At 72.1% G+C, this 15,802-nt stretch carries 14 protein-coding genes and 1 tRNA gene; 10 read left to right on the top strand and 5 right to left on the bottom strand.

Annotated features, from left to right (window positions below):
• Window positions 1-63 precede the first annotated feature (63 nt).
• From ACZ518_RS27100 to ACZ518_RS27110, 3 genes are all read right to left on the bottom strand, one after another.
• Window positions 64-375, bottom strand: a complete 312-nt coding sequence (locus tag ACZ518_RS27100) for an FmdB family zinc ribbon protein (protein ID WP_128636966.1) — start codon at window positions 373-375, stop codon at window positions 64-66.
• 67 nt (window positions 376-442) lie between these two features.
• Window positions 443-1,762, bottom strand: coding sequence for an MFS transporter (locus ACZ518_RS27105; RefSeq protein WP_469115609.1), 1,320 nt, complete (start codon window positions 1,760-1,762; stop codon window positions 443-445).
• 415 nt (window positions 1,763-2,177) lie between these two features.
• Window positions 2,178-3,638 carry a potassium/proton antiporter gene (locus tag ACZ518_RS27110; protein WP_469115610.1) on the bottom strand — a complete coding sequence of 487 codons (1,461 nt, stop codon included), beginning with the start codon at window positions 3,636-3,638 and terminating at the stop codon, window positions 2,178-2,180.
• A 281-nt stretch (window positions 3,639-3,919) separates the two neighbouring features.
• Between ACZ518_RS27110 and ACZ518_RS27115 the strand changes: the two genes are divergently transcribed.
• A complete protein-coding gene (locus tag ACZ518_RS27115) occupies window positions 3,920-6,811 on the top strand; it encodes a penicillin acylase family protein (RefSeq protein WP_469115611.1) in 2,892 nt (963 codons plus the stop codon).
• Window positions 6,812-6,835: 24 nt separating this feature from the next.
• Here the strand turns inward: ACZ518_RS27115 and ACZ518_RS27120 are convergent, their stop codons facing one another.
• A complete protein-coding gene (locus ACZ518_RS27120; RefSeq protein WP_469115612.1) occupies window positions 6,836-7,462 on the bottom strand; it encodes a 5-formyltetrahydrofolate cyclo-ligase in 627 nt (208 codons plus the stop codon).
• A 94-nt stretch (window positions 7,463-7,556) separates the two neighbouring features.
• On the opposite strand from ACZ518_RS27120, the gene galU reads away from it, so the two are divergent.
• The 8 genes from galU to ACZ518_RS27160 all read left to right on the top strand — a co-directional run bounded on the left by galU (window position 7,557) and on the right by ACZ518_RS27160 (window position 14,391).
• Window positions 7,557-8,459, top strand: coding sequence for a UTP--glucose-1-phosphate uridylyltransferase GalU (gene galU, locus ACZ518_RS27125; RefSeq protein WP_469115613.1), 903 nt, complete (start codon window positions 7,557-7,559; stop codon window positions 8,457-8,459).
• Window positions 8,460-8,463: 4 nt separating this feature from the next.
• Window positions 8,464-9,807 carry a molybdotransferase-like divisome protein Glp gene (gene glp / locus ACZ518_RS27130; protein WP_469115614.1) on the top strand — a complete coding sequence of 448 codons (1,344 nt, stop codon included), beginning with the start codon at window positions 8,464-8,466 and terminating at the stop codon, window positions 9,805-9,807.
• Between the two features lie 80 nt (window positions 9,808-9,887).
• Window positions 9,888-10,367, top strand: coding sequence for a cyclic pyranopterin monophosphate synthase MoaC (moaC, locus tag ACZ518_RS27135; RefSeq protein ID WP_125600577.1), 480 nt, complete (start codon window positions 9,888-9,890; stop codon window positions 10,365-10,367).
• A gap of 38 nt (window positions 10,368-10,405) precedes the next feature.
• Window positions 10,406-10,945, top strand: a complete 540-nt coding sequence (locus ACZ518_RS27140; protein ID WP_469115751.1) for a MogA/MoaB family molybdenum cofactor biosynthesis protein — start codon at window positions 10,406-10,408, stop codon at window positions 10,943-10,945.
• Window positions 10,946-10,962: 17 nt separating this feature from the next.
• Window positions 10,963-11,583, top strand: a complete 621-nt coding sequence (locus ACZ518_RS27145; RefSeq protein ID WP_469115615.1) for a GNAT family N-acetyltransferase — start codon at window positions 10,963-10,965, stop codon at window positions 11,581-11,583.
• A gap of 153 nt (window positions 11,584-11,736) precedes the next feature.
• Entirely contained in the window at window positions 11,737-12,765 is a 1,029-nt protein-coding gene (gene sepX / locus ACZ518_RS27150) for a divisome protein SepX/GlpR (protein WP_469115616.1), read from the top strand.
• 78 nt (window positions 12,766-12,843) lie between these two features.
• A tRNA-Ala gene (locus tag ACZ518_RS27155) sits at window positions 12,844-12,917 on the top strand.
• Between the two features lie 154 nt (window positions 12,918-13,071).
• A complete protein-coding gene (locus ACZ518_RS27160; RefSeq protein ID WP_469115617.1) occupies window positions 13,072-14,391 on the top strand; it encodes a CoA transferase in 1,320 nt (439 codons plus the stop codon).
• Between the two features lie 39 nt (window positions 14,392-14,430).
• On the opposite strand, the gene ACZ518_RS27165 is transcribed toward ACZ518_RS27160, so the two are convergent.
• A complete protein-coding gene (locus tag ACZ518_RS27165; protein WP_469115618.1) occupies window positions 14,431-14,937 on the bottom strand; it encodes a GNAT family N-acetyltransferase in 507 nt (168 codons plus the stop codon).
• Between the two features lie 38 nt (window positions 14,938-14,975).
• Between ACZ518_RS27165 and ACZ518_RS27170 the strand changes: the two genes are divergently transcribed.
• The gene (locus ACZ518_RS27170) at window positions 14,976-15,779 is read left to right on the top strand and encodes an exodeoxyribonuclease III (protein ID WP_469115619.1); all 804 of its coding nucleotides are present in this window, start codon (window positions 14,976-14,978) and stop codon (window positions 15,777-15,779) included.
• Window positions 15,780-15,802: the final 23 nt, after the last annotated feature.

A 15,802-nucleotide genomic window follows, 5' to 3' on the forward strand; every position in this document is an offset into this window, starting at 1 on the left:
CAAGGCCCCGCCGCCCAAGTAGGGCGGCGGGGCCTTGCGGAAAGCAGAAGACGTACTACGGGATCAGGCGGCCGAGGTGGAGCTGCTGCCCGTGCTCGAGGTCGCCGAGGAGGTCGAAGCGGCAGGGGCTGCGGCAGCGGTCGACGTCGTCGTGGACGACGAGGACGACTTCGAGGCAGGCGTGCTGCTCGACGAGGCACCACGGCTGTCGTTCCGGTAGAAACCGGAGCCCTTGAAGACGATGCCGACCGCGGAGAACACCTTCTTCAGGCGTCCGTCGCAGCTCGGGCACACGGTCAGTGCCTCATCGGTGAACTTCTGCACGGCCTCAAGGCCCTCACCGCACTCGGTGCACTGGTACTGGTAGGTCGGCACGAATTTCCTCCTGGCACTCTCACTCAATGAGTGCTAACGACGCTCCATGGTGACGTATTCCGGCGGATCAGTCCACCGTCACAGGCGTCCGGTGACCGATCCCACGCTCGTTCGCCCCGTTGGGGGCGGCCGGCGCGGCGGGCGCGGACGAGTTCACGATCCGGCTCGGGGCCTTGGGAGCCAGCTTCGCACGCAGCGCCACCAGCGTGACGAGGGCGAGGGCCGTGGCCACCAGCGGCACCAGGAAGCCGTACGAGGACCCGTGCGCGTCCGTCAGGCGGCCGGCCAGGGTCACGGCGGCGGCCTGCCCGAAGGCGACCGCTCCGGTCAGCCAGGTGAACGCCTCGGTCCGCGAGGCGGCCGGGACCAGCTGCTCGATCATCGTGTAGCCGGTGATCAGCGCGGGGGCGATGCACAGGCCGACGACCAGGCCGAGCGCGCCCAGCAGGATCATCGAGTGCGCGGCCCACAGCACCGAGGCGGCGGCGGTCAGGCCGACGTAGCCCAGGATCAGGCGGCGGCGCGGGCCGATCTTCCAGGCGACGGCGCCCATCGTGATGCCGGCGACCATGTTGCCGGCCGCGAAGATGCCGTACAGCAGGCCGTTGGCGCCCGGGTTGCCGATCTCGTTGGAGAAGGCGGCGAGCGAGACCTGCATGCCGCCGAAGACGGCGCCGATGCCGATGAAGGCGACGATCAGGACGCGCAGGCCCGGGAAGGACAGGGCGGACTGGTGCTTGCCGCCCGCCGCCGAGAGCGGGGTGACCTTCGGCTCGGTGGCGCGCTGCGCGGCGAAGAACAGGCCGCCGAGCAGGGTCAGGGCCGCCTCGGTCGCCAGACCGGCGGCCGGGTGGACGCCGGTGCACAGCGCGGTGGCGAGCACCGGGCCGACGACGAAGGTGAACTCGTCGGTGACGGACTCGAACGCGGCGGCCGTCGGCAGCAGCGGGGAGCCCTCCAGCTTGGCCGCCCAGCGGGACCGGACCATCGGGCCGACCTGCGGGACGGAGGCGCCGGCCGGGACGGCGGCCAGCGCGAGCGCCCACAGCGGGGCGCCGAGGAGTGCCAGCGCGGTCAGGGCGGAGACCGCGGCGGCGTGGGCGAGGACGACCGGCACGAGGACGGCGCTCTGGCCGCGGCGGTCGGTGAACTTGCCCATGACCGGCGCGAAGAGGGCCATGGAGACGCCGGTGACGGCGGCGACGATGCCCGCGTCGCCGTAGGAGCCGGTGGCGTGCTGGACGAGCAGCAGGATGCTGATGGTCAGCATGCCGAACGGCAGACGGGCGGCGAAGCCGGGGAGGACGAAGGAGAGGGCGCCGGGCGTGCGCAGCAGCTGCCCGTAGCCGGGTCGGGCGGACGTGTCGGTCGTGACCGCGGATGTCACGGCCTGGCCTTTCCGCTGCCTGGTAGAGCGTCCCCGTCTGCGGACGGTGCGCCGCCTTGTGAGCGACCGCACCCGTACATGTGGGAGCCCCGAGAGCTGTCCTCTTGCGCAGAACCGAGTGATACCTGGGCGCCCACTGCGGGAGGGAGCCACGGCCGCTTTGCGGTCGCGCCAGCTCTGCGTCAGGCAGAGTTGGTTCGATCTGGTGTGCCTTCATCGTACAGGGGAATCCACTACCACGCCCTGTGATTACGGTGACAAGACATGTCTTCACCTGCGATTAACTGGAACTTTGCATTCCGCGCCCGATGAAATGGGTGCAAGCACGGTCACAAGCCAGCGAAAATGGCCGAATTAGAGTGCCACTCTAACTAAAAATGATCATTCGAGCGGCGCTCCGGGCACCCTCCGCCACCTAGAGTGACGTTCCGCCACCGGTACCCAGCCACCCCGCCAGCTTGCCGCCGCGCGCCACCGCCCGCAGCCGCGCCTCCGCCGCGTCCCGCACCGGATCCGTGGCGACGACCAGCAGCTCGTCCCCGTGCCGCAGCACGGTCGACGGCGCCGGCACGAAGCTCTTCGCGTCCCGGACCACCAGCGTCACCGACGCTCCCGCCGGCAGCCGCAGCTCGCCGACCTCCACGCCGTGCATCCGCGAGGCGGGCGGGATCGCGAAGGACAGCAGGTGTCCGCGCAGCTTCTCCAGCGGCGCCGACTCGATCCCGAGGTCGGCGGCCGCCTCGTCGGTGTCGCGCAGGTTCAGCTTGCGCGCCAGCCACGGCAGGGTCGGCCCCTGCACCAGCGTGTAGACGACCACGAGCACGAAGACGATGTTGAAGACCCGGTCGCTGCCCTCGATCCCGGTCACCAGCGGGATCGTCGCCAGGATGATGGGCACGGCGCCGCGCAGGCCGGCCCACGACATCAGGGCTTGCTCCTGCCAGGGAATGCGGAAGGGCAGCAGGCTGACGAAGACCTCCAGCGGCCGCGCCACCATGGTCAGCACCAGTCCGATGATCACCGCGGGCCAGAAGTCGTTCACCAGCTCGTGCGGGGTGACCAGCAGGCCCAGCAGCACGAACATGCCGATCTGGGCGATCCAGCCGAGCCCGTCCGCGAACCCGCGCGTGGCCGGCCAGTGCGGCAGCTTCGCGTTCCCCAGCACCATCGCCGCCAGGTACACCGCGAGGAATCCGGAGCCGTGCGCCATCGCGCCGGCCGCGTACGCGGTCACGGCGATCGCCATCACCGCGATCGGGTACAGGCCGGAGGCGGGCAGTGCCACGTGCCGCAGCCCGTACGCCCCCAGGAAGCCCACCGCCAGGCCGATCGCGGCGCCGATCGCCAGCTCGAGCGCGATCTTGCCGAGCAGCACGTACCACTCGTCCACCGGTCCGACCGCCGCGAAGGCGACCACCAGGATCACGACGGGGGCGTCGTTGAAGCCGGACTCGGCCTCCAGCACACCCGTGACCCGCGACGGCAGCGGAACCTTGCGCAGTACGGAGAAGACGGCCGCCGCGTCGGTCGAGGAGACGACCGCGCCGATCAGCAGCGCCTGGCGCCACTCCAGCCCCACCAGGTAGTGCGCGCCCGCCGCCGTGACCCCCACGCTGACCGCGACGCCGACCAGCGACAGGACCACCGCCGCCGGCAGCGCGGGCTTGATCTCTTTCCACTTGGTGCCCAGACCGCCCTCGGCGAGGATGACGACCAGCGCCGCGTAACCGATGACCTGTGTCAGTTCGGCGTTGTCGAATACGACGTTGCCTATGCCGTCCTGGCCTATCGCGACGCCTATGCCGAGGTAGATGAGCAGGCTGGGGAGGCCGCTGCGTGAAGAGATGCGCACCGCCGCCACGGCGACGAGCAGCACGAGCGAACAGACCAGCAGGAGCTCATTGAGCGTGTGGACAGTCAGCGGGCGGCCCTTTCCTCAGAGCGCGCCTGGTGGATCGTTCCTCCGGCGGCGCATTCGGCAAGTACTTCGTTACCTTACCTAATCTTTGACGGACTCTTTACGCGATAACCACATTGTGAAACGCCGGTTCCCGCCTGTCCTACGGACCTCGACCCCTGGCGGATCAACGAAGGCGGTCCTGCGCCTATGGTTGCTCCCAGCAATCCCAGGACCACCCTGCCCCTCTAAGGACAGCGATGCCCGCCAATGAATCCGGACCTTCCGTCAAGAAGAAGGGACGACGCGCACGCCTGCTCGTGCTCGTCATGGTCCTGGCGCTCTTGGCGGGCCTCGGCTACGGCGCGTACTGGAGCGTGGACACCGTGCGCGCCTCCTTCCCGCAGACGACCGGCTCCCTCAAGGTCCCAGGCCTGACCGGGACGGTCGATGTGAAGCGCGACGAGCACGGCATTCCGCAGCTCTACGCCGACAACGACGAGGACCTCTTCCGCGCCCAGGGCTTCGTGCACGCCCAGGACCGGTTCTGGGAGATGGACGTCCGCCGCCACATGACCTCCGGCCGGCTGTCGGAGATGTTCGGCTCCGGCCAGGTCGAGACTGACGCCTTCCTGCGCACCCTCGGCTGGCGCCAGGTGGCGCAGGAGGAGTACGACAAGAAGCTCTCGCCGGAGACGAAGAAGTACCTCCAGGCCTACGCCGACGGGGTCAACGCGTACCTGAAGGGGAAGTCCGGCAAGGGCCTCTCCGTCGAGCACGCCGCCCTCAAGCTGACCGACGACTACAAGCCGGAGCAGTGGACGCCGGTGGACTCGGTGGCCTGGCTCAAGGCGATGGCCTGGGACCTGCGCGGCAACATGCAGGACGAGATCGACCGCTCGCTGATGACGAACAAGCTCTCGCAGGCGCAGATCGACGAGCTCTACCCGCCGTACCCGTTCGACCGGAACAAGCCGATCGTCGAGGGCGGCACCGTCGCCGGCGGCAAGTACGCGCCCCAGGGCACCCCCGGCGCCGGCTCGACCGGCACCGGCAGGGGCACGGGCACCGGTACGGGCAACGGCACCGCCCAGGGCGCGGGCACCGGTACCGGCGCGGGCACCACCCCCGGCGCCGGCTCGCAGGCCACTCCCAACGGGGGCACCGCCACCGGCCTCGCCGACAACGCCACCGCCCAGGGAGCGACCGTCGGCCTGCGCACGCAGCTCGGCTCCCTCGCCAAGACCCTGGACGAGATCCCGGCCATCCTCGGCCCCAACGGCAGCGGCATCGGATCGAACTCCTGGGTCGTCTCCGGCCAGTACACGACCACCGGCAAGCCGCTCCTCGCGAACGACCCGCACCTCTCGCCGCAGCTGCCCTCGGTCTGGTACCAGATGGGCCTGCACTGCCGAGCCGTCTCGCCCCAGTGCCAGTACGACGTGGCCGGCTACACCTTCTCCGGCATGCCCGGCGTGGTCATCGGCCACAACGCCGACATCGCCTGGGGCATGACCAACCTCGGCGCCGACGTGACCGACCTCTACCTGGAGCAGGTCCGTCCCGAGGGCTACGTCTACGACAACAAGGTCGTCCCCTTCACCACCCGTGAAGAGGAGATCAAGGTGGCGGGCGGCAAGAGCAAGAAGATCACCGTCCGCACCACCAACAACGGGCCGCTGATCTCCGACCGCAGCGACGAGCTGGAGACCGTCGGCTCCCGCGCCCCCGTTCCCAGCTCGGCCCCCGACCGCGGCAACGGCTACGCCGTCGCCCTGCGCTGGACCGCCCTGGACCCGGGCAAGTCGATGGACGCGGTCTTCAAGCTCGACCGGGCCAAGGACTTCAGCAGCTTCCGCGCCGCGGCGGCCGACTTCGAGGTCCCCTCGCAGAACCTGATCTACGCCGACAACAAGGGCGCGAACGGCAACATCGGCTACCAGGCCCCGGGCCGCATCCCGATCCGCAACCAGGGCGACGGACGCCTGCCGGCGCCCGGCTGGGACCCGAAGTACGCCTGGAAGGGCGGCCGCGACGGCAACGCCGGCTACATCCCGCAGAACGAGATGCCCTGGGAGCTCAACCCGGCGCGCGGCTACATCGTCACCGCGAACCAGGCCGTCACCGAGTCCGGCACCGGTGCCGGCAAGTACCCGTACGTCCTGACCACGGACTGGGGCTACGGCGCCCGGAGCCAGCGGATCAACGACCTCATCGAGGCGAAGACCAAGGACAACGGCAAGATCTCCACCGACGACATGCGCACCATGCAGATGGACAACAGCAGCGAGATCGCCGCGCTGCTGACCCCGATGCTGGCCAAGATCCAGGTCTCGGACCCGGACGTGCGCTCGGCGCAGAAGCTGCTCGAAGGCTGGAACTACACGCAGGAGCCCGACTCCGCGGCGGCCGCGTACTTCAACGCGGTCTGGCGCAACATCCTCAAGCTGGCCTTCGGCGACAAGATGCCGCAGGAGCTGCGGGTCGAGGGCAGCTGCATGAACGTCAGCGAGGAGAGCACCGGCCCGAACGACGACCTCACCAAGACGGTCCGCGAGTGCGGTACGCGCGGCCCCGACTCGGCGCAGCCGGACGGCGGCGACCGCTGGTTCGAGGTGGTCCGCCGGCTGGTCAAGGACGAGAAGTCGCCGTGGTGGACCGCCACCCCGAAGACCGTCCACGACAAGCCGATCAAGACCCGTGACGAGCTCTTCGCCCGGGCCATGGAGGACGCGCGCTGGGAGCTGACGGCCAAGCTCGGCAAGGACCAGTCGACGTGGAGCTGGGGCCGGCTGCACCAGCTGACCCTGAAGAACCAGACGATCGGCAAGGAGGGCCCGGGCTTCATGCAGTGGCTCCTCAACCGCGGCCCGTGGAACGTGGGCGGCGGCGAGGCCACCGTCAACGCGACCGGCTGGAACGCCTCCAGCGGCTACGAGGTCACCTGGGTGCCGTCGATGCGGATGGTCGTCAACCTCGGCGACCTGGACAAGTCCCGGTGGATCAACCTGACCGGCGCCTCGGGTCACGCGTACGCGGGCACGTACACGGACCAGACGGAGATGTGGGCCAAGGGCGAACTGCTGGAGTGGCCCTTCGGAAAGGGCGCCGTCGACAAGTCGACAGTGGACACCCTGACGCTCAAGCCGTGAGAGCGGCGCCGGACGGCCGCCCGGTCACGCGGTAAAGCGGACCACCCCCGACGGGGTGGCCACCGCCTGGACGGGGTGGTCGTGCGGTTCCTCCGGGACCCGCGCGACCACCTCTTCGTCGTACAGGAGCACCACCAGCGCGGGATGCGCGCCGGCCCGCTCCAGCCGTGCGAGCACCCGGTCGTACGAGCCCCCGCCGCGGCCCAGCCGCATCCCGCGCCCGTCCACCGCGAGCCCGGGCAGCAGCACGGCGTCGGCGCCGGTCACGGCGTCCGGGCCGAGCGGGGTGCCGGAGGGCTCCAGCAGCCGCATTTTCCCCGGGTGCGCGGCTTCGGCGAGGCTGTCCGGGCCCTCGTACGCGGCCCAGTCCAGGTCGTTGTCCGGGAGCAGCAGGGGCAGCAGCACCCGCTTGCCGGCCGCCTTCAGCGCGTCGAGCAGTTCGCGGGTGCCCGGTTCGGCGCCGACCGAGACGTAGGCGGCGACGGTGTGCGCGCCGTCGAGCTCGGGCAGGGTGAGGGCGGAGCGGGAGAGCGCGCGGGCCGCGGCGTCGCGGGCCCCGGGGGACAGGGCCCGGCGGGCGGCGAGGAGTTCCCGGCGCAGGGAGGCCTTTTCGGGTGCGAAGGGGTGGTTTTCGGGCGGATTTTCTACCACAGTCTCGTCACAATTCCTTTCGCATATGGATCAAGTCGGGCATATTCACCGGAACCCCGTTGGGTCTCGTGTACGACCCACTATCGTTCTGCCCATGACTCAGTCGCACCCAGTGATCAAGAAGGCCGTCATCCCGGCTGCGGGGCTCGGCACTCGGTTCCTCCCGGCGACCAAGGCGACCCCCAAGGAAATGCTCCCGGTCGTGGACAAGCCGGCCATCCAGTACGTCGTCGAGGAGGCCGTCTCCGCCGGCCTGGACGACGTACTGATGATCACCGGCCGTAACAAGCGGGCGCTGGAGGACCACTTCGACCGGAACTACGAGCTCGAATCGGCTCTGATCGCCAAGGGTGACGACGACCGGCTGAAGAAGGTCCAGGAATCGAGCGACCTGGCAACCATGCACTACGTCCGCCAGGGCGACCCGCGCGGCCTCGGCCACGCCGTCCTGTGCGCCGAGCCGCACGTGGGCGACGAGCCCTTCGCCGTCCTCCTCGGCGACGACCTGATCGACCCGCGCGACCCGCTGCTGCGGCAGATGGTCGACGTCCACGCGCGCACCGGCGGCACGGTCATCGCACTGATGGAGGTCGACCCGTCCAGCGTCCACCTCTACGGCTGCGCCGCCGTCGAGCCGACCGGCGAGGACGACGTCGTCCGGATCACCGGACTCGTCGAGAAGCCGGAGCCGGCCGAGGCGCCCAGCAACTACGCGGTCATCGGACGCTATGTCCTCCACCCGGCGATCTTCGGCATACTGCGGGAGACCGAGCCGGGCCGCGGTGGGGAGATCCAGCTCACCGATGCCCTGCAGAAGCTGGCCGCCGACGAGAGCGTGGGCGGCCCGGTGCACGGCGTGGTCTTCCGCGGCCGCCGCTACGACACCGGGGACCGGGGTGACTACCTGCGGGCCATCGTCCGACTCGCGTGCGAACGTGAGGACCTGGGCCCGGAGTTCCGCACCTGGCTTCGCCGTTACGTCACGGAGGAGATGTAGCACCTTGAGCAGTTCCGCACCGCAGGACACCGGCCGGCACCGTCTGTGGTCGGTGGACGAGCACCTCGCGGACGTACTCGCCGCCGTCCGGCCGCTGGAACCCATCGAGCTCCAGCTGCTGGACGCCCAGGGCTGTGTCCTGGTCGAGGACGTCACCGTGCCCGTCGCCCTGCCGCCCTTCGACAACAGCTCGATGGACGGGTACGCCGTCCGCACGGCCGACGTCCAAGGTGCGAGCGAGGAGTTCCCCGCGGTGCTCGCCGTCATCGGCGACGTGGCGGCGGGCAGCGGCGAGCTGCCCACCGTCGGCCCCGGCCAGGCCGCCCGCATCATGACCGGCGCCCCGCTGCCTCCGGGAAGCGAGGCCGTCGTACCGGTCGAGTGGACCGACGGCGGCACGGGCGGCGGCGCCGCCTCCGGCATGACCCCGGCCAGCGCCGCGCCCCAGGGCGCGGCCGGCGAGGTACGCGTCCACCGCGCGGCCGAGGCCCGGGCGCACGTCCGCTCGCGCGGCAGCGACGTACAGGCCGGCGACCTGGCGCTCGCCGCCGGCACCGTCCTCGGCCCGCCGCAGATCGCGCTGCTGGCGGCGATCGGACGCGGCACCGTACGGGTCCGGCCGCGCCCGCGCGTGGTCGTCCTGTCCACCGGCAGCGAGCTGGTCCAGCCGGGTGAGGCGCTGACCGCCGGGACGATCTACGACTCGAACAGCTTCGCGCTGGCCGCCGCCGCCCGCGACGCCGGCGCCATCGCCTACCGCGTCGGCGCGGTCGCCGACGACGCCGACACCCTGCGCTCCACCATCGAGGACCAGCTGATCCGGGCCGACCTGCTCGTCACCACCGGCGGGGTCTCCGTCGGCGCGTACGACGTGGTCAAGGAGGCCCTGGCCGCCGCCGGCTCCGGTGACGGCGACGAGCTCTCCGGCGGCGGCGTCGACTTCCGCAAGCTCGCCATGCAGCCCGGCAAGCCGCAGGGCTTCGGGACCGTCGGCCCCGACCACACCCCGCTGCTGGCCCTGCCCGGCAACCCGGTGTCGTCGTACGTCTCCTTCGAGCTGTTCGTGCGCCCCGCGATCCGCACGCTCATGGGCCTGCCGGAGTCCGAGGTGTCCCGGCCCAGCGTGCGCGCCGTGCTCAAGGCCGACGAGCCGCTCGGCTCCCCGGCGGCCCGCCGCCAGTTCCTGCGCGGCAAGTACGACGCCGAGGCCGGCACCGTCACCCCGGTCGGCGGATCGGGCTCGCACCTGATCGCCGCGCTGGCGCACGCCGACTCGCTGATGGTCGTACCGGAGGACGTCACCTCGGTGGAGCCCGGGGCCGAGCTGGAAGTGATCCTGCTCGGCTGAGCGGCGCCCGGTGCGGGTAGCGTGTTGCATCACACAGGCCCCAGGCTCCAGGGGGCCCGGAGCGGGAGCGGCACGCAGATATGAGTACGCAGAGCAGGCTGACGCACATCGACGAGGCCGGCGCGGCCCGGATGGTCGACGTCTCCGAGAAGGACGTCACCACCAGGACGGCGCGCGCCAGCGGGCGCGTCCTCGTCTCGCCGCGGGTGATCGAGCTGCTGCGCGGCGAGGGCGTGCCGAAGGGCGACGCCCTCGCCACCGCGCGGATCGCCGGGATCATGGGGGCCAAGAAGACCCCCGACCTGATCCCGCTCTGCCACCCGCTCGCGGTCTCCGGGGTGAAGGTGGACCTGAAGGTCGCCGACGACGCCGTCGAGATCCTCGCCACCGTCAAGACCGCCGACCGCACGGGCGTCGAGATGGAGGCGCTGACCGCGGTCGCCGTCGCCGGCCTCACCGTGATCGACATGGTGAAGGCCGTCGACAAGGGCGCGGTCATCACCGACGTGCGGGTGGAGGAGAAGACCGGCGGCAAGTCGGGCGACTGGACCCGCGCGTGAACCCCCCGCGCGGCGGCGAGGTCCACAGCCACAGCCACGTGACCGCGTCGGCGGACACGGCCCCGCAGCCTCCGGTGGGGCGCGCCCTGGTCGTCACCGCCTCGAACCGGGCCTCGCAGGGCGTGTACGCAGACAAGGGCGGCCCGCTGCTGGCCGAGGCGCTGGAGAAGCTCGGCTTCACGGTGGACGGCCCGCGCGTGGTGCCGGACGGCGACCCCGTCGAGCGGGCGCTGCGCGAGGGCGTGGCCGGCGGCTACGACGTCATCCTGACCACCGGCGGCACCGGCATCTCGCCGACCGACCGGACCCCGGACGCCACCGCCCGCGTACTGGACTACGAGGTTCCGGGCATCCCGCAGGCCATCCGCGCGGAGGGCCTGGCGAAGGTACCCGCCGCCGCCCTGTCGCGGGGCCTGGCGGGCGTGGCCGGCCGCACCCTGATCGTGAACCTGCCCGGTTCCACGGGCGGGGTGAAGGACGGCCTGGCGGTGCTGTCGCGGATCCTGCCCCACGCCGTCGACCAGCTCCGGGGCGGCGACCACCCCAGACCTGACGCGGCGCCCGGGAGCCCGAGCTGAACGGCCCCTCCTGGCCGGTGGTACTGGCGGACGGCGATGTCACGCTCCGGCCGATAAAGCTGCGGGACCAGGGCGCCTGGCGCGAGGTCAACCAGCGCAACCGCGACTGGCTGCGGCCGTGGGAGGCCACGATCCCGCCGCCCGCGCCGTGGGGGCCGGTGATCCACCGGCCGACGTACCGGCAGATGGTGCGCCACCTGCGGGCCGAGGCGAACGCGGGCCGGATGCTGCCCTTCGTCATCGAGTACCAGGGGCGGCTGGTCGGTCAGCTGACGGTCGCCGGGATCACCTGGGGCTCGATGTGCGCCGCCCACGTGGGCTACTGGGTGGACCGGGACGTGGCCGGCCGCGGGGTGATGCCGACAGCGGTCGCGCTCGCCGTGGACCACTGCTTCCAGAAGGTCGGGCTGCACCGGATCGAGGTGTGCATCCGTCCCGAGAACGGCCCCAGCCGCCGTGTCGTGGAGAAGCTCGGCTTCCGCGAGGAGGGGCTGCGGCCGCGTTATCTGCATATCGACGGGGCGTGGCGCGATCATCTGGTCTTCGCGCTGACGGCCGAGGAGGTCCCGCAGGGGCTGCTGCGCCGCTGGCACCGCACGCGCAAGCGGGAAAGTCCGCCGCCGGCGAACGCGCCGTAAAGCAGGTAATCGAAAAAGCGTTCGAATTTCTGGCCGATTCGCCCATAACCTGATCCGAAGAATCACAAAAAAAGTCGGTGATATCAGCCGGATCGTGCGACACACCGGCCCAATTGGCTGATCCTCCCGGGCGCGCCCCTCTACGGTGTGGGTGTGAGCAGCAGCGGCCTCATCTACGCAGTCATTGTCGGGGCCTGGGCCGCCTACTTGGTGCCCATGTGGCTCCGGAGGCAGGACGAGCTGAACGAAGCGCGTCCGACGGAACGCTTCTCCACCGCCATCCGGCTGCTTTCCGGCCGGGCGGGAATGGAGCGCCGTTACGCCAAGGGGCTGCGTGAGCGCGGTGAGGATCAGGCGGAGGCCCAGCCCCACGCGGACCCGGACGCGGCGACGGAAACGGTTAATTCCGTGGACGCCGACGCCCGGGCCATCGGCGTGTCCCCGACCAGGGCCGAACCGAGATCCATCGAGGTGGAACGGGTCCGCCGGCAGCAGCGCCTCCAGGTGCTCGCGCGCCGCCGGCGCACCACGGCGCTCCTCTTCCTCGTCTTCAGCGGCGGCGCGGTCGCCGCGGCCGTCGGCGGGATCCGCTACCTGTGGGCCCCGGCCGTCCCGGCCCTGCTGCTGAGCGCCTACATCGTGCACCTGCGGGTCCAGGAGCGGCGGCGCTACGAGTTCACGATGGACCGGCGGCGCGCCGAGGCGGCCGCCCGCAGCCTGCGCGAGAACCGCCCCCAGCGCCACCGCGAGCAGCCCGAGCCCGCCGCCGCCGTCGGTGGCGCCGAACCGGACCCCGCTCCGCCGGTCTCCCCGCAGGAGGCCGGGCGCCGGGCGCTCGTCGAGCAGACCGACCACGCCGAGTGGGTGGACCAGCAGCGCGAGCGCGAGCGCGGACCGGCCCGCGGCGACAGCTGGGAGCCGGTACCGGTCCCGCTGCCGACGTACGTGACGGCCCCGGTCGCCCCCCGGGCCACCGGCCCGGTCAACCCGGACGGCTGGAGCGCGGCCCGCTCCAGCACCGCCGAGCCGACCGACCCCCGCCTGCGCGCCCAGCCGGCCGTACCGAGGCCCGACCCGGGCCCGCAGCCCACCGCGCCCCGCCCCCGGGGCCGCGACCTCGGCCGCACGCCGCTCTTCGACCAGTACGAGAGCGACGACCGCCCGCGCGCCGCGAACGAGTGACGGGTGACCTGCGCGGACCCTCCGGACAACGCGTTTTGGAGCACCCGCGCGGGGATGCTAATGTTTCACACGTCGCAAGGGCCTGTGGCGCAGTCTGGTAGCGCACCTCGTTCGCATCGAGGGGGTCTGGGGTTCAAATCCCCACAGGTCCACAGACGACAGTTCTCGGATAGCTACCGGGAATCGTCACGAGATCCCGTCCGGTCGAAAGACCGGGCGGGATCTCGGCGTTTTCGGGGTCGTCGCCGAAACCCGCCGGGAACCCGGCCGGTGGGGCGGCACGCGGACTTCGCGACAATGGGCCGCATGGTGCAGAACGGGGACGGGGCCGTCGCGCAGGCGTGGGAAGCGCTGGGCGGCGACGGCGAGTTGGCGGGGCGGGTCGGATTCCGGGGGCCGAGCGGACTGGAGGGCCCGCTGCCGGTGCGGGAGTTGGCGCGGGCCTGCGTCGGCGCGTGCGGGCTGGCGGCGGCCGAGCTGGCCGCCGTACGGGCCGGGGGCACGGCGCTGGACGCGGCCCCGGTCGTGGTGGACGAGGGGGCCGTGGCCACGGCTTTCGTCAGCGAGCGGCACCTGCGGGTGGACGGCCGGGCGCCGGTGAGCTTCGCGCCGCTGTCCGGGTTCTGGCGGGCGGCCGACGGGTGGGTGCGGACCCACGCCAACTACCCGCACCACCAGGCGGCCCTGGTGCGGGCGCTCGGCGTGCCCGGGACCCCGGAGGCGGTACGGGAGGCGCTCGCGGGCCGGAGCGCTGCCGGGGCGCAGGAGGCGGTCTACGCGGAGGGCGGGCTCGCCGTCGCGGTCGCGCCGGAGTACGGGGAGCCGCAGCCGCTGGTGGAGTGGGTACGGGGCCCCGGGGGCGGCCGGCCGCCGGGCCCGGGCGCGCTGCCCGCGTCCGGGGTGCGGGTGCTGGACCTGACCAGGGTCATCGCCGGGCCCGTCGCGACCCGGACGCTGGGGCTGCTGGGCGCCGACGTGCTGCGGATCGACTCCCCGGCACTGCGCGAGGCGGACGACGCGCACGCGGACACCGGCTTCGGGAAGCGTTCCGCGCTGCTGGACCTCGGGGACGCGGCCGGCCGGGAGGCGCTGGAACGGCTCCTCGGCACCGCCGACGTGGTGGTGACGGGGTACCGGCCCGGCGCGCTGGAGCGGTTCGGGCTGGGCGCCGGGGAACTGCTGGAGCGGTTCCCGCGGCTGGTGGTGGCGCAGCTGTGCGCATGGGGGTGGAGCGGGCCCTGGGCGGGGCGCCGGGGCTTCGACTCGCTGGTGCAGGCGGGGTACGGGATCGCCGCGCGGTGCGCGGGGGACGACGGGAAGCCGGGGGTGCTGCCGGCGCAGGCGCTGGACCACGGCACGGGGTACCTGGTGGCCGCGGGTGTGCTGCGGGCGCTGGCGGAGGGCGGCGGCCGGGCGCTGCGGTTCTCCCTGGCCGGGACGGCGTCGTGGCTGGTGCGGGAGGTGCCGGCGGCGGGGGCGGCGGTGCCGGGGTACGCGCCGGAGCCGTGGCTGCGGGAGGCGGAGTCCGGGTACGGGGTGCTGCGGTACGCCGCGAGCCCGTTCGGGGACTGGGGGCGGGGGCCGTCCCGGTGGGGTACGGACGGAGCCGTCTGGCTCGGCCGCTGACCTGGTGGAACGGCCCCGCGGGGGGTCGGGAGGCGCCGGTCAGGAGCTGACGGTGGCCCGCAGCGGCTTCGCCATGCAGCGGCTGGACGGGTAGTCGCGGTAGTAGCCGAACTTCTCGGACAGGGCGTAGCCCGACGAGAGGTAGAGGGCGATGGCCTCCGGCTGCTTGTCGCCGGTCTCCAGGACCATGCGGGTGCGGCCCGCCGCCAGGGCGTCGGCCTCCAGCTCCGCCAGGATGCGGCGGGCCAGGCCCAGGCCGCGCGCCTGCGGGACGACGTACATGCGCTTGATCTCGGCGTCGCCGTCCGAGTAGCCCTCCTCGTTCTTCTCCTGGCAGCGCCAGGCGCCGCTGGCCACCGGGGTGCCGGCGGCGTCGTAGGCGAGCAGGTAGAGGCCGTTCGGCGGGAGGAACATCGCCGGGTCGAGGAAGGTGGCGTCGCCCTCGCCGTCGTAGCGCTGCTGGTACTCGACCTGGACCTGCGCGTCGAGCGCCGCCGCGTCCGCGTGGTCGTACGGCACGGCGCGGATGTTTATACCGTGAGACATTCGAATATCGTACGGATCCATCCCGCTATGGTGCAGGGATGCTCACCGTGACCTCCGTGAATGTGAATGGGATCCGCGCCGCCGCCAAGAAGGGGTTCGTGGAGTGGCTCGCCGGATCCGACGCCGACGTCGTGTGCCTCCAGGAGGTGCGCGCCGAGGAGGCGCAGATTCCGGCGGAGGCCCGGATGCCGGAGGGCTGGCACACCGTGTTCGCGCCGGCCGCCGCCAAGGGCCGGGCGGGTGTCGCGCTGTACACGCGGCGCGAGCCCGAGCGGGTGCGGGTGGGCTTCGGCAGTGACGAGTTCGACGCCTCCGGGCGCTACATCGAGGCCGACCTGCCGGGTGTCACCGTCGCCAGCCTGTACCTGCCCTCCGGGGAGGCCGGCACCGCGAAGCAGGACGAGAAGTACCGGTTCATGGAGGAGTTCCTGGGCTACCTCGGGGAGCTGAAGGCGCGGGCCGCCGCCGACGGGCGGGAGGTCGTGGTGTGCGGCGACTGGAACATCTGCCACCAGGAGGCCGACCTCAAGAACTGGAAGACCAACCGCAAGAACGCGGGCTTCCTGCCCGAGGAGCGCGAGTGGCTGGGGAAGGTGTACGCGGAGGCCGGCTACGTCGACGTCGTGCGCGGGCTGCACCCGGACGCGGAGGGGCCGTACTCCTGGTGGTCCTACCGGGGCCGGGCCTTCGACAACGACGCGGGCTGGCGGATCGACCTCCAGGTCGCGAGCCCGGGGCTGGCGGCGAAGGCGGTGAAGGCGTTCGTCGAGCGCGCCGAGACGCACCCCGAGCGCTGGTCGGACCACGCGCCGGTGACGGTGGCCTACGAGCTCGGCGTCTGAGGGGCTTCGGCGGCTCCGGCGTC

It is taken from the genome of Streptomyces sp. NPDC033966 (assembly GCF_055575955.1).

Bases quoted from the DNA above. Each gene is read 5' to 3' on its own strand.
- ACZ518_RS27115 (WP_469115611.1), top strand. From the start codon at position 3,920: ATGCCCGCCAATGAATCCGGACCTTCCGTCAAGAAGAAGGGACGACGC.
- galU (WP_469115613.1), top strand. From the start codon at position 7,557: ATGACTCAGTCGCACCCAGTGATCAAGAAGGCCGTCATCCCGGCTGCG.
- moaC (WP_125600577.1), top strand. From the start codon at position 9,888: ATGAGTACGCAGAGCAGGCTGACGCACATCGACGAGGCCGGCGCGGCC.
- ACZ518_RS27160 (WP_469115617.1), top strand. From the start codon at position 13,072: ATGGTGCAGAACGGGGACGGGGCCGTCGCGCAGGCGTGGGAAGCGCTG.
- ACZ518_RS27165 (WP_469115618.1), bottom strand. From the start codon at position 14,937: ATGTCTCACGGTATAAACATCCGCGCCGTGCCGTACGACCACGCGGAC.
- ACZ518_RS27170 (WP_469115619.1), top strand. From the start codon at position 14,976: ATGCTCACCGTGACCTCCGTGAATGTGAATGGGATCCGCGCCGCCGCC.